This is a genomic window from Peribacillus sp. SIMBA_075, from assembly GCF_046534585.1.
The window spans coordinates 111,907-126,889 of the sequence record NZ_JAWRYN010000007.1 but is presented as its reverse complement, the minus strand read 5'-3'; the positions used below and the strand labels follow the sequence as shown (position 1 = coordinate 126,889).

The window sequence follows — 14,983 nt, the reverse complement described above, 5'->3', positions numbered from 1 at the left end:
CTCCAATATTAGATAAAAAAGCACGTCTTAACAGTGTTTATTTTTTTGTTAGGTTTATGGAGGACCCCCATTATGGTCCTTAAAATGCCCCGGTTCTGTTTTAATCCGGGGCATTTCCTTTATACGCTTTCTTTTTTCGATAGGTCCAAGGATGTGAGAATTTGTTCCGACATCAGTTCCTTTTTCAGTGCCTGATCCAGCACTTCTTTCACATTCGAAACTGTAATGATTTCTATATCCTTGATCTCAGATAGCAGCGGCTGCATGTTATCGGCAGGGATGATTACTTTCTTTGCCCCGGCAAGTTTTGCTGCCTTGATTTTCGGAATGACTCCGCCAATCGGTTTAACACCGCCATGAATGCTAATTTCTCCAGTCATCGCTAATGTGTGATCTACAGGGATTTTATAAATGGCCGAGTAAATGCCTGTTGCCATTGCAATTCCAGCAGAAGGACCATCTACAGGACTTCCGCCCGGAAAGTTGACATGGATATCGAATTGATCGGCAGGCACTCCCATCGACCGTAAAACCGTAATCACATTTTCAATCGAACCTTTTGCCATGCTTTTGCGGCGAATCGACTTGCCATTCCCACCGCCAATACTCTCTTCTTCGACAATGCCGGTAATATTAATCGAACCTTTTTCATCAGGGGCGGCCATGACCATGACCTCGATTTCCAGCAATGCCCCGCTGTTGGGACCGTAGACTGCAAGACCGTTGACAAGGCCTATTTTAGAATTTGATTCTATTTTCCTGTCCATTCTTTGGGTAAGTTGGCTGCTATGTGCCATCCAATCAATATCTTCTTCTCTGATAAAAGTCCTGTTTTCATTAATTGATATTCCTGCAAGAGTCTGAATCATGTTTACAGCTTCCCTGCCATTTCGGGCATAATCCGAAATCGACTGCAAGCCTTTTTCACTGATGGTAATTCCAACTTTATCGGAGGCATTCTTAGCCACAGTGATTATTTCTTCCCTGTCAAGTTCACGAAAAAACACTTCTATGCATCTCGAGCGTATCGCCGGTGCGATTTCATTTGGCGTTCTTGTTGTGGCCCCAATCAATCGAAAGTCAGCCGGAAGTCCATTTTTAAAAATATCATGGATGTGAGTGGGAATACTTTGATTTTCCTCTTGGTAATAGGCACTTTCCAGAAAGACCTTGCGATCCTCCAATACCTTCAACAGTTTATTCATCTGTATTGGATGAAGCTCCCCTATTTCATCAATGAACAGTACGCCTCCATGAGCATTGCTTACTGCACCTTGCTTTGGCTGCGGAATGCCAGCCTGTCCCATCGCCCCTGCCCCTTGATAGATTGGATCATGCACAGAACCGATCAGCGGATCGGCAATCCCCCGTTCATCGAACCTGGCGGTGGTGGCATCCAGTTCAACAAACACTGCCGAATTCTTAAAAGGGGACTTACCATTTTTCTTAGCCTCTTCCAAAACAAGTCTGGCCGCCGCTGTTTTCCCTACCCCTGGAGGACCATAAACTATCACATGCTGGGGATTTGGTCCACATAAAGCAGCCTTTAAAGATTTAATGCCATCTTCCTGACCGATGATTTCATTAAATGTGCTTGGTCTAACCTTCTCCGCCAATGGCTCTGTTAACGAAATCGATCTCATCTTCCGTAATTGGTCCATTTCCTTACGTGAATCACGGTCAATGGAAACTTTTTGTGTCCGCTGGCCTTTCAATAAGTTCAAAAAATACAATCCAATAATGATCCCAAAAAACAGCTGGATAAACAACGCCAATCCTGTCCAATTCATCGTATTCCCTCCTGCACTCTCCAAGTTTGTCATTTCTGTTAGTATCTCCTTTGGAAGGGCGAAATTATCCAAAAATTTCGTGTTGTAAATTTTGGGGTTTTCATCTCAAAGAACAGTATTTTCTCAATAAACATAAAAAAAAGACAAAAGAAAAAAAGACTGCCAGGATGAACTGGCAGTCTTACTTTTCCTATAAATTAAGCAGATGTTTTCTTTCCTTGTCCTTTGATGGTTGTACCGTCTTTAAGGACGAGCTTTGGAGATTCATTTTTCGAAATCGTGCTGCCTGTGATTACACATTTTGCAACATCATCACGTGAAGGCAGATCGAACATCACTTCAAGAATGATGCCTTCAATGATGGAACGCAGACCACGTGCACCAGTTTTACGTTCAATTGCCTTTTTAGCAATTTCACTTAGCGCTTCCTGTTCGAATTCCAATTCAACATCGTCAAGCTCAAGCAATTTTTGATATTGCTTAACAAGGGCATTTTTCGGCTTTGTCAGGATTTCAATCAAAGCAGCTTCATCCAATTGCTCAAGAGTCGCAATTACCGGAAGACGCCCGATGAATTCCGGAATTAAACCGAAACGAAGCAAGTCTTCAGGAAGAACTTTTGAAAGCAATTCTTTTTCTGCAATATCATCCTTTTTCACGTCAGAGCCAAAACCAATGACTTTTTGACCAAGACGGCGTTTGATGATTGGTTCGATGCCATCAAATGCACCGCCACAGATGAACAAGATATTGGTCGTATCGATTTGGATGAATTCTTGATGTGGGTGTTTACGTCCACCTTGAGGCGGTACGCTTGCAACCGTTCCTTCAAGAATTTTCAATAAAGCTTGTTGCACACCTTCACCGGACACGTCACGTGTAATGGAAGGATTCTCCGATTTACGGGCAACTTTATCGATTTCATCAATATAAATGATGCCTTTTTCCGCTTTTTCCACATCATAATCAGCTGCTTGGATCAATTTTAGAAGGATGTTTTCGACATCTTCCCCAACATATCCAGCTTCTGTCAATGAAGTCGCATCAGCAATTGCAAAAGGAACATTCAGTAATCGCGCCAATGTTTGCGCAAGAAGGGTTTTCCCGCTTCCAGTCGGTCCGATCAAGGCGATGTTACTTTTAGAAAGCTCAACATCGTCGACTTTGCTATTGGAATTGATACGTTTATAATGATTGTAAACAGCGACAGCCAAAGACTTCTTCGCCTGTTCTTGTCCAATCACATATTCGTCAAGAATTTCACGGATTTCCATAGGTTTAGGCACATCTCTGAATTCTACTTCTTCATCAGTCCCCAACTCTTCTTCGACGATCTCCGTACAAAGCTCGATACACTCGTCACAAATATATACACCTGGACCAGCAACCAGTTTACGGACTTGTTCTTGTGTTTTACCGCAAAAAGAACATTTTAACTGTCCTTTTTCATCATTAAATTTAAACATGTACGTTCACCCCTTCAAATACTCTTCCAACTCTATTACATAGCGGTACCCGATTGTAAAAAAACCGGGAACACACCTACTTAAGCATTCCAAAATCCCTAGCATGTTTTGCATTTTATCATGTTCTTGGAAGTTTAGTAACAAAAATGCTCACGCGTCCGAGTTGTAAATATGTACAATAATCAATCAATATGTATTTGCCCTTTACCAGTATGCCCAAAACTTTTGATTTTTAAAATCAGGATTTGCTGTATAAATATGTATATGCGGTATTAGAACTAATCTACACTGAAATTCAAAAAAAATCAATCAGGAACTTACCGATATTTGAAATTTCCACTAATTCTCAATATGTATAAAACAAGGCACGATTACTCGCGCCTTGTTTTTTAAGGAAATATTTAAATCTACTTATTTATAAAAATTATTTTGCGTCAACTGTTTTGCTGTTTTCTACCAAGAAGTCAATAGCTTTCTTAATTTTAAGATCGCCTTTGATTCCTTCTAAGTTTCCAAGAGCTTGTTTAATCGCATCAATTTCCATATTGTACATTGTAGCCATTTGTCCAAGTTCAGCTTCTACATCTTCGTCAGTCGCTTCAATTTTTTCAACTTCAGCGATTGCTTCAAGAGTCAGGCTCGTACGAACTTGTCCTTCAGCTTCTTCTTTCATTTGTGCTTTTAAAGCTTCTTCGTCTTGACCTGAGAATTGGTAGTAAAGTTCCAAATTAAGTCCTTGAGATTGAATGCGTTGAGAGAACTCATTCATCATGCGGTCCACTTCGTTTGAAATCATTGCTTCAGGAACGTCCATTTCTGCGCCTTCAACAGCTTTACCAATTACAGTGTTTTGTATGAAGTTTTCTTCTTCGTGTTTTTTGTCATGCTCTAATTTATGTTTTGTTTTTTCTTTAAGTTCAGCCAAAGTTTCCACTTCGTCGTCGACATCTTTCGCGAACTCATCATCCAACTCAGGAAGTTGTTTAGTTTTGATTTCGTGAATTTTCACTTTGAATACAGCTGGTTTACCTGCAAGTTCAGCAGCATGATATTCTTCAGGGAAAGTAACTTCGATATCTTTTTCAGCGCCAGTTTCAAGACCAACAAGCTGCTCTTCAAATCCTGGAATGAAAGAGTTTGAACCGATTTCCAATGAATGGTTTTCTGAAGCTCCGCCTTCGAATGCTTCACCATCAACGAATCCTTCAAAGTCAAGAACGACTGTATCGCCGTCAGCAGCTTGTCCTTCTTCTTTAACAACAAGCTCAGCTTGCTTCTCTTGCAAAGTTTTCAATTCGTTTTCAACATCTTCGTCAGTTACTTCAGTATTGAATTTTTCAACTTCAACACCTTTGTAATCTCCCAATTTAACTTCAGGCTTAACTGTTACAGTTGCAGTGAAGATCAGGTTTTCGCCTTTTTCCATTTTCTCGATGTCGATTTCTGGACGATCTACAGGCTGGATTCCTGCTTCTTCGACAGCATTTGCATAAGCATCTGGAAGAATGATATCAAGCGCATCTTGGTATAGTGATTCTACGCCGAATTTTTTTTCGAACATTTGACGTGGCATTTTACCTTTACGGAAGCCAGGTACATTTACTTGTTTCACTACTTTTTTGAAAGCTGCGTCTAAACCTTCGTTTACTTTTGCAGAGTCAACTTCAATTGTTAGTACGCCTTGATTACCTTCTTGTTTTTCCCATTTTACAGACATGTGTTTCCCTCCAAAAAATCTATATACTTCAATAATAAGCATTGGATGAATATGCTTTGCAAGTGTAACAAGTCATCCCTCAAATATCCCCAAAAAAAATATTGGGAAATCGTCAAAACCTGACGATTATACATTACAACCACTACATTATACCACAGGTTTAATCTGTTACAACAGCAATAGCTTAAATAATGGGATAAGAAATTTCCTCAATTTCTTTTAAATAGGATAGGATATCCGCAACGGTTTCTTCATCAGCCAGATAAAGGTCAGCCAAGTCACTCCCAAAAACTTCCCCAGTCATGTATTCTTCCGCTAAGGCATGATAGGCTGCTGCCCAAGCCGCAAATCTTTCTGGTCCAGGTTCAAAGGGATACAATATAAAGGAATGACGATCAATCAAACTATGGACCATTTCAAATAAGCTCGGATTTTCCTGACTGATTTCCTCTTCAGTCAGGCCGGTGACCTTCTTATAGAAGTCCGTCTCCTTCACACTTTTCATTTCCCTTGGTATGACCGACTTCGTTTGATTGAATTTCCTTAGTGTCACTTCCTCGTTATATTCCTGGTCAATAAGAATGTTAAGGAGCATCGTTTTAAAGAAAGGGTGTCCCTCATCATTTTGTAGAAATTGTGCGATTTCCGGGATAAATGGTCGAATATTGATATTCGTTAGTTTTGAAATGACCATGAACATTTCATTATCCATTTTCCCTTCAAAAAGATCATTCTCCTGCAATTCCTCTGCAAGCTGCTGATTTTGCCTTTCCTTTTCTTCTTTTTTATCCTCAAGGGCCCTTTTACTGAACTGAAGCATCTTTTCGAAATGTTCCTCTTTATCAAAGGGAATTTGGCTCTCTTCAAATAGCAGCTCGATTGTCGTGACCATTTCCTGATGCTCGCCTAATTGCAGCAGTACCATCAAATAGATATTGATAAGTTGAAAATAGTCGCCTATGCCTTTATTCAGCATCTCTATACACAACTCTTTTGACTCCTCATAATACTCAAGTTCTACTAGTGAGACTACAAGCCCCATGCAAACTTCATCATTTTCGGGCTCATACTCCCTGGCTTGGCTGAAAAGCTGTGCAGCCGCTTTAAAGTTTCTGTTCCCAAGCTCGTCAAGCCCTTTTGCAATCAGCCTTTCACCGAGATTTGGAAAGGCGATAATCTTGGTTTCTCCGGCCTTCTTTTGGTTGTTCTCATTATCCATCCTATTTTCCGCCTCACCGTTCGCTTTTTGAAAAATAGTTTAGCATGTAATAGCAGGAAACACAAAATTATATGGACGGATGAACGCCATTCCGTCTTAACCAGCTTCCTCAAAAAAAACCCGCATCCCTTCAAATGAAAGGATGACGGGAAAATGACATTCTTCAATTAAAAACTCGATACAGCCTTTTCTTGCGATTCATAGGCAGAAATCTTTTGATCATATTGCAGGGTTATCGAAATTTCATCCCAGCCCTTAATAAGCATTTCCTTCCAATATGGATGGATGTCAAAGCTTGTTTCAAACCCTTGGCCATCTTTCAATGTCTGATTGGGAAGGTCGATAGTCAACTCATAATCAGTTGCCGACACCCTCTCCATTAAATACTTTACTTCAGCCTGGGTTAAAGCGATGGGGACCATGCCATTTTTCATGCAATTACTTTTAAAGATATCAGCATAAGACGGTGCGATGATGATATCGAATCCATAGTCTTTCAAAGACCACGGAGCATGCTCACGAGAAGAACCGCAGCCAAAATTTTCACCTGCTATTAAAATGGACGCGTTTTTATTATGGGGCTGATTCAATTCAAAATCAGGACTTTCTTTTCCATTCTCATCAAAACGCCAGTTATAGAATAAAAATTCTCCAAATCCGCTTCGCTCAATCCGTTTTAAAAATTGCTTTGGAATGATTTGGTCCGTATCCACGTTTTTACGGTCAAGTGCCGCCGCTCTTCCTTTGTAAATAGTAATGGGTTCCATTCTCTGCACCTCCGGTTAATTCTTATTCTTAATGGACCTGTTCAGTTCTTTCCGAATTCCTGATATCGACAAACTTCCCATGAATGGCAGCCGCGGCAGCCATTGCCGGACTAACTAGGTGTGTCCTTGCACCAGCTCCTTGCCTGCCTTCAAAGTTCCGGTTACTGGTGGAGGCACAATGCTCTCCGGCTGGAACCACATCAGGGTTCATGCTCAAGCACATGCTGCAACCTGATTCACGCCATTCAAAGCCCGCAGATTTGAAGATCTCATCCAACCCTTCTTCTTCCGCTTGCCTTTTAACACTCTGTGAACCGGGAACGACCATCGCCCGAACTCCTTTTTGCACAGTCTGGCCATCGATCATTTCTGCGGCCTGCCGTAAGTCTTCAATGCGTGAGTTCGTACAAGATCCTATGAATACATGCTGAACGGGGATATCCGTAATTGGCATGCCTTCCTCAAGACCCATGTACTCAAGTGCCCGATTCAGCTCTTTAGAATCCATGATGCCTTCCGCGAAGGTAGGTACTTTACCGTCCACTCCACTAGCCATTCCAGGATTTGTACCCCAGCTGACCATAGGTGAAATCAGGCTGCCATCAAGAATGATTTCTTGGTCATATACAGCATCCTCATCACTTGAAAGTGACTTCCACTCCTGAACACATTGCTCGAACTCTTCTCCTTTCGGCAAATATTTACGACCTTTCAAATAGGAGAAAGTTGTTTCATCAGGAGCAACCAGCCCCGCCCTTGCCCCGCCTTCAATCGACATATTGCAAACCGTCATTCTCTCTTCCATCGACATATCCCGGAAAACTTCCCCGCAATACTCAATGATGTGCCCAGTGCCGAAATCGACGCCAAATTTAGAAATCACATATAAAATGACATCTTTCGCCATCACACCGTGTCCAAGTTTGCCATTAACCTCAAGCTTTAATGTTTTCGGTTTTGTTTGCCAAAGGGTTTGTGTGGCCAAAACATGTTCAACCTCACTCGTACCGATTCCAAACGCAATCGATCCAAACGCACCATGTGTGGAAGTATGACTGTCACCGCATACTATCGTCATCCCTGGCTGTGTAAGCCCTAATTCTGGCCCGATAACGTGAACGATCCCTTGTTCCGGGCTGTCCAAATCAGCCAGGCGGATACCGAACTCCTTACAGTTTTGGTCTAGTGCCTCTAATTGCTTTCTAGCAATATCATCCTCGATGAAATAGCGATTAACGGTTGGTACATTATGATCCATTGTCGCAAAAGTACGGTCTGGTCTCCTGACTGTGCGTCCTTTTAATCTCAATCCTTCAAATGCTTGCGGAGATGTCACTTCATGAATATATTGAAGGTCTATATAAATCAAATCCGGTTTATTTTCCTCTTCATTTACAATATGACGATCCCATATTTTCTCTATTATCGACTTTCCCATCTTATCCCACCTCGATCAATCTTATATTTTTTTAAAAAACACGGCCTAATATTAGGCCGTGAAAGAAGTTTATGCGTAAGCTCCCATGATATTGGAAATGGCTTCCTGGTCTAAAAGATTGGCTTTTATTTCTGCAATCATCTCTGAAGTAGACGTAATAATTGGTTGGCCATTTGCGATATCGCCTGTTCTCAAACCATAATCAAGGACCGTTTCCACTGCCTGCTCAACGGCATGTGCCTCATCTTCCAAGCCAAAGGACAAACGCAGCATGGACGCCGCTGATAAAATGGTCCCAATTGGATTAGCTAAGTTTTTGCCCGCAATATCAGGAGCAGAGCCATGAATCGGTTCATATAAATTAGGCCCTTCCGTTGATATGGAGGCGGAAGGAAGCATTCCAAGCGAGCCAGTCAATACAGAGGCTTCATCGCTTAAAATATCACCGAACATATTCTCCGTCACGATAATATCAAATTGTTTCGGGTTTTTAATCAGTTGCATGGCTGCATTATCCACAAGCATGTGTTCAAGGATTACATCCGGATAGTCCTTGGCGATTTCTTCAGCCGTTTCACGCCACATCCTGCTGGACTCAAGAACATTCGCTTTATCCACGGATGTTACTTTTTTCTTGCGTTCCGATGCTAATTCAAAAGCAAGTTCAATGATGCGCTTCATTTCGCTTTTCTGATAGAAAAGGGTATCGACAACCGCTTCTTTCCCTTCTCTTTCAACGCGCTCACTTGGCTTACCGAAATACAGGCCGCCAGTTAGTTCCCTGACAATCACGAAATCAACATCTTCAATGAATTCCTTTTTAAGAGGAGAAGATTCCGACAAGCTGGAATAGTAGCTGATTGGACGGATGTTAGCATAAAGATTCAAATCTTTTCGGATTTTCAACAAACCACGTTCCGGTCTTAGGTGTGCAGGCTGGTCATCCCACTTAGGTCCTCCAACGGCACCCAATAATACCGCATCGCTGTTTTTACAAATCTCCACTGTTTCATCCGGCAAGGGGGAGCCTGTGTTATCGATGGCCCCGCCTCCAATCTCACCATATTGAAATTCAAAATCGTGTCCATATCTTTGGGCAACGGCTTCGAGGATTTCTACAGCGCCTCTTGTTACTTCTTTCCCGATGCCATCTCCTTGAAGCACCGCAATATTCCTTTTCATCGAAATCTCCCCTTCCTATTGTAATACTGCTTTTTCTTCCAGTTCCCTCATGATGATCACACGGTTCACAGCGTTCAAATACGCTTTGGCAGATGCCTCCAAGACGTCCTGATCAAGACCGCGGCCGCTCGTTTCCACACCGTTATAATCAATTTTCACAAAAACCTGAGCAAGGGCATCCATACCGCCACCCACCGATTGAATTCGATAGTCCAGCAAGTTGATTTCACTGCCCAAACATCTTTCAAGCGTGTTATAAAGGGCTTCAACACTCCCTGCCCCAGTAGCCGCTTCCTGAATCTCTTCATTATCGCCTTTTTTCAGTGTAACCGTCGCTGTGGCAACTTGATGTGTACCGTGGGAAATCTGGAAAGAAATCAGGTCATAGAAACTGATATCCGTCGCTTTCTCTTCAAGCACCAGTGCCACGATATCTTCATCAGTCATGGTCTTTTTATTATCGGCCAATTCCTTGAATTGAACGAATAATGAGTTCATTTCCTCATCCGTTACCGTAAAATTCAACTCTTGTAATCTTTCTTTAAAAGCATGCCGCCCTGAATGCTTCCCTAAAACAAGTGAATTGGACGAAACTCCGACGAGTTCAGGTGATATGATTTCGTATGTCGTTTTTTCTTTTAACATGCCATCCTGATGAATGCCAGATTCATGTGCATAAGCATTGGCGCCAATTATGGCCTTATTAGCAGGAACTTGCATTCCCGTAAGGCGGCTAACCAGGTCACTGGTCCTTTTAATTTCATTTAATACAAGGCCCGTTCCCGCTTGATAGAAATCTTTACGGATGTAGAGTGCCATAGCCACCTCTTCAAGTGCCACATTTCCAGCACGTTCACCAATGCCGTTGATTGTGCCTTCGACTTGTGTTGCCCCGCCTTCGATGGCAGCCAATGAATTGGCCGTTGCCATTCCAAGATCGTCATGGCAGTGTGCAGATAAGCTAACCTTATCAATAGAAGGAACATGTTCACGAAGGTATCTGAAAATGTTTCCGTATTCGATTGGAGCTGCATACCCTACAGTATCCGGGATATTAATGACCTTAGCACCAGCTTGAATGACCGCTTCAACGATTTCAGCCAAATAGTCAAGTTCCGTACGGCTTGCATCTTCTGCAGACCATTGCACGATCGGAAAACGCGCTGCTCCGTACTTAACCATTTCAACCGACTTTTCAATCACTTGCTGCTTCGACATTTTTAACTTATATTCACGATGAATGGGCGAAGTGGCGATGAACGTATGCAATCTCGGTTCCGCCCCGTCCCTTAATGAATCCCAGGCTGCATCAATATCTCCTTTTACAGCACGCGCCAGCCCCGTAACAGAGCTGTTTTTAATTTTGCGCGCGATTTCCTGTACGGAGTTGAAATCCCCTTTGGATGCTGCCGGAAAACCGGCTTCGATAATATCAACACCCAATCTTTCAAGCTGATAAGCAATTTCAAGCTTTTCGGTAAAATTCAAATTCACACCGGCTGATTGCTCCCCATCTCGAAGCGTAGTTTCAAATATATTAATTTTTCGCAACGGCTACCACTTCTTTCTCTTTTTGTTGAGGTTTTACGAATGGCATCATTTTTCTTAATTCACGGCCAACCACTTCGATTTGATGTTGGTTTTCACGATTATTGATAGCATTGAAGACTGGACGGTTCGCTTGGTTTTCCAAGATCCATCCTTTAGCGAACTCACCGTCTTGGATGTCTTTCAAGATCGCTTTCATGGCCTCTTTCGTAGTTTCCGTCACAACGCGTGGTCCAGAAACGAAATCTCCCCATTGAGCTGTGTCAGAAATGGAATAGCGCATGTTTTCCATTCCGCCCTCATACATAAGGTCGATGATTAATTTAAGTTCATGTAAACACTCGAAATATGCCACTTCCGGCTGGTATCCAGCTTCTGTCAAGGTTTCGAAACCAGCTTTCACAAGGGAAGTCAATCCGCCGCAAAGTACGGCCTGTTCTCCAAATAGATCCGTTTCCGTTTCTTCCTGGAAAGTAGTTTCCAAACCGCCAGCTCTTAAAGAACCGATTCCCCGAGCGTACGCAAGTGCCAATTCTCTTGCCTCACCCGTAACATTTTGATAGATTGCGAACAATGCCGGCACCCCTGCACCTTGTTCATATGTACGGCGAACAAGATGTCCCGGACCTTTTGGAGCGACTAATAATACATCCACATCTGCCGGAGGAACGATTTGATTGAAATGGACGTTGAATCCGTGTGCGAACATTAACGCTTGACCTGCGCGCAATACCGGTTTGATTTCTTCTTGGTATACTTTCGGCTGAGTTTCATCAGGTAAAAGGTTCATGATTACGTCTGCCTGTTCAGCGGCTTCTTTAACTGTGTAAACATTGAACCCGTCTTCCACCGCTTTATCGAAGGATTTACCTTTCCTGATTCCGATGATTACTTCTACACCACTGTCACGTAGGTTTTGTGCGTGTGCGTGTCCTTGTGAACCATATCCGATGACCGCTACCTTTTTATTGTTGAAAAAATTCTCGTTTGCTTCTGCGTTATAATATACTTTTGCCATAATAATTACATCTCCCTTTTCTTTTCATTATTGTTTTTGTTTTTTTTATACAATTGTTGCGCTCTTGGCGTGTGCTATTTGCATTCCACGCGGGATGGCGGCTGTCCCTGTCCTTGCCAATTCCTTGATGCCATATGGCTTGATCAGTTCGATGAAGGCTTCGATTTTATCCGATTCCCCAGTGATTTGAACTGTCACGCTATCTTTACTGACATCAATTACTGATGCACGGAAGGGTTCGATGACTGAATAAATCTCAGCTCGGGTATGTGTTGTCACCAATATTTTGATGAGTGCAAGTTCCCTCGCCACAATGGATTGATTCGTAATATCATATACTTTCAATACTTCGATCTGCTTGTTCAATTGCTTGGTGATCTGTTCAACGACTGTTTCGTCATCAACATCGACCACGAAGGTCATCCTTGAAATGCCTTCCTGCTCGGATGGGCCGACAGCCATGCTTTCAATGTTATAATTTCTTTTCGTGAACAGATTCGTAATCCGATTCAGGACGCCTGGCCGGTTGTTCACGGTGAGGCTTAGAATTCCTTTCATTGATTAAACTCCTTCCATTTCATCAAGCCCTTTTCCTTGTGCTACCATCGGAAAGACATTTTCTTTTTGCTTTACACGGAAATCGATTAATACCGGACCATCTGTCGCTAACGCTACATCCAGGCAGTTGCTGGCTTCTTCCTCCGTCGTCACCTTGTAACCCGGAATTCCATAAGCATCGGCTAATTTCACAAAGTCCGGATGCGATTGAAAAATGCTGTGTGAGAAACGGTTATCATGAAAGAGTTCCTGCCACTGCCTTACCATTCCGAGTGCCCCGTTATTGACAATGATGATTTTGATTGGCAGATTCATTTCGGCAATGACCGATAGTTCTTGCAGGCACATCTGGAAACCGCCATCCCCCGATATGGAAAGCACCGTCGCTTTCGGATTCGCCAGTTGTGCTCCGAGAGCCGAAGGTAAGCCAAAGCCCATCGTTCCGAGTCCACCGGAAGTGACCCATGAATTCGGTTTGTTAAACGGATAGTATTGCGCTGCCCACATTTGATGCTGTCCAACATCCGTCGTAACAATGGCCTCCCCTTTCGTTTTTTCATGAAGCATCTGGATGACCCGCTGTGGTTTCAGCACGCCTTCTTCATGTGTATAACGCAATGGGAACTCTTCATTCCATGCAGTCAGCTGTGTGGTCCATTTTTCAATTTCCGGCTTCTTGCCATTTTGTGCGATTAACTCCGTCAGCGCTTCCTTAGCACTTCCGACAACTGGAATTTTCGTCGGTACATTTTTACCGATTTCCGCTGGATCAATATCGATATGGGCCACCGTTGCATGCTGTGCGAACTTCGCTAGATTTCCAGTCAATCGATCATCGAACCTGGCACCGATATTGATTAATAGGTCACATTTCGATAACGCCATGTTTGCTGCAAAACAGCCATGCATACCACCCATTCCGATAAAGAGGGGGTGTTCCGCCGGAAAACCTCCAAGACCCAATAAAGTGTGGACGACGGGAATGCCTTGCTGCTCGACATAGTCCTTTAATAGGTGAGATGCCTTCGCATGCAGGACGCCTGCCCCTGCAAGAATGACCGGTCTTTTCGCTCCACTTACGGCTTCAACAAGCTTTCTGATCTGTAAGTAATTCGGCTTGGTCGTCGGCTGGTAACCAGGGAGATCCATTTCTGGCTCCTCATCCGTGTATGCACCTTCTAAAATGGCCATATCTTTAGGTATATCAATTAATACTGGGCCAGGCCTGCCGCTTGAAGCGATATAAAAAGCTTCTTTTATAATGCGCGGGAGGTCTTCCGGCTTTCTTACCTGGTAATTATGTTTTGTAATCGGTGTAGTGATCCCCAGTACATCCGCTTCCTGGAATGCATCTGAACCAATTACGCTGGTAGCGACCTGACCCGAAATAACCACAAGCGGCAATGAGTCGATCATTGCATCAGCCAAACCCGTGACAATGTTCGTCGCTCCTGGTCCGGATGTGACTATGACCACCCCCGGCTTGCCGGTTATCCTGGCGTATCCTTCCGCTGCATGGATCGCACCTTGTTCGTGTCTTGTCAAAATATGAAAAAGCTCTGAACTGTAAAGCTTGTCATAAATCGGCAATACGGAACCACCCGGATATCCAAAGATGACTTCAACATTTTCCTTTTTCAATGCATTCAGCAGAAATTCGGCACCACTATAATGTGTCTTTCCACCGTTCCGATCAGCTACCACTGATTTTTGTGCCATTTCGTTAATACCCCCTTCACTTTCCTATAAAGTAATTTCCCAAGATTCAGAATTTTCAGGTTTTAAGGCATACAAAAAAGCCTTTTCACCCCAAATGTACTTGCACTCGGCAAGTTAAAGGGGTGAAAAGGCTTGATGAGCCACTCCACGGTACCACCCTTTTTCGCATGAAACTCCATGCGCACTTTGAATAGTCTACACTATTCTCTGTTTTGGTAACGGGTACTGGTACGCACCCGTTCAGCCCTACTAGTCTGACGTTCAAGCTGAAACTCCAAGGTGAGTTCATCTTTCGGGACAATACCGGCTCTCAGCTACCCGGCTCTCTGTGACTGCCTTTTAAAAAGACTACTTATCCTCTTCAATGCTTTTCGCATTATTCATATTTTTCGAAACGCTTATGTTTGATGTCTTGTATTTGTGATTATCTTACGTGTATTTCATGTAGTAGTCAACAGGTTTTTGAGAATTTTTTGATAATTCTAAATTGCGAGTTTTGTTGTATACGCTTACATACCTATCATGGCCACATTTTATAAAAAAAGTTTTTTCAATTTTTAA

At 42.8% G+C, this 14,983-nt stretch carries 11 protein-coding genes and 1 other annotated feature; all 11 genes read right to left on the bottom strand.

From position 1 onward, the window contains the following. Nucleotides 1–119: 119 nt before the first annotated feature. The gene (gene lonB, locus SB775_RS08345; protein ID WP_089361681.1) at nt 120–1,790 is read right to left on the bottom strand and encodes an ATP-dependent protease LonB; all 1,671 of its coding nucleotides are present in this window, start codon (nt 1,788–1,790) and stop codon (nt 120–122) included. Nucleotides 1,791–1,987: 197 nt separating this feature from the next. Then, nucleotides 1,988–3,256, bottom strand: a complete 1,269-nt coding sequence (clpX, locus tag SB775_RS08340; protein WP_061464276.1) for an ATP-dependent protease ATP-binding subunit ClpX — start codon at nt 3,254–3,256, stop codon at nt 1,988–1,990. 424 nt (nt 3,257–3,680) lie between these two features. After that, complete coding sequence (tig, locus tag SB775_RS08335) at nt 3,681–4,973, bottom strand: trigger factor (protein WP_061464277.1); 1,293 nt, start codon at nt 4,971–4,973, stop codon at nt 3,681–3,683. A 184-nt stretch (nt 4,974–5,157) separates the two neighbouring features. Next, complete coding sequence (locus SB775_RS08330; protein WP_410861213.1) at nt 5,158–6,192, bottom strand: tetratricopeptide repeat protein; 1,035 nt, start codon at nt 6,190–6,192, stop codon at nt 5,158–5,160. A gap of 167 nt (nt 6,193–6,359) precedes the next feature. Further along, entirely contained in the window at nt 6,360–6,959 is a 600-nt protein-coding gene (gene leuD, locus SB775_RS08325; RefSeq protein ID WP_410861211.1) for a 3-isopropylmalate dehydratase small subunit, read from the bottom strand. A gap of 28 nt (nt 6,960–6,987) precedes the next feature. Then, nucleotides 6,988–8,397, bottom strand: coding sequence for a 3-isopropylmalate dehydratase large subunit (leuC, locus tag SB775_RS08320; RefSeq protein ID WP_289319944.1), 1,410 nt, complete (start codon nt 8,395–8,397; stop codon nt 6,988–6,990). Nucleotides 8,398–8,466: 69 nt separating this feature from the next. Then, entirely contained in the window at nt 8,467–9,579 is a 1,113-nt protein-coding gene (gene leuB / locus SB775_RS08315; RefSeq protein ID WP_061464281.1) for a 3-isopropylmalate dehydrogenase, read from the bottom strand. 15 nt (nt 9,580–9,594) lie between these two features. After that, nucleotides 9,595–11,130 (bottom strand): 2-isopropylmalate synthase, encoded by a 1,536-nt coding sequence (locus SB775_RS08310; protein WP_089361685.1) that lies wholly within the window; start codon nt 11,128–11,130, stop codon nt 9,595–9,597. Beyond that, a complete protein-coding gene (gene ilvC / locus SB775_RS08305) occupies nt 11,117–12,145 on the bottom strand; it encodes a ketol-acid reductoisomerase (protein ID WP_061464283.1) in 1,029 nt (342 codons plus the stop codon). The genes SB775_RS08310 and ilvC overlap by 14 nt, the downstream gene beginning before the upstream one ends. 45 nt (nt 12,146–12,190) lie before the next feature. Beyond that, nucleotides 12,191–12,703 (bottom strand): acetolactate synthase small subunit, encoded by a 513-nt coding sequence (gene ilvN, locus SB775_RS08300; protein WP_061464284.1) that lies wholly within the window; start codon nt 12,701–12,703, stop codon nt 12,191–12,193. Nucleotides 12,704–12,706: 3 nt separating this feature from the next. Next, on the bottom strand, nt 12,707–14,422 hold the full coding sequence (gene ilvB, locus SB775_RS08295) for an acetolactate synthase large subunit (protein ID WP_089361686.1): 1,716 nt from the start codon (nt 14,420–14,422) through the stop codon (nt 12,707–12,709). Nucleotides 14,423–14,537: 115 nt separating this feature from the next. Further along, nucleotides 14,538–14,796 (bottom strand) — a binding site (T-box leader). Nucleotides 14,797–14,983: the final 187 nt, after the last annotated feature.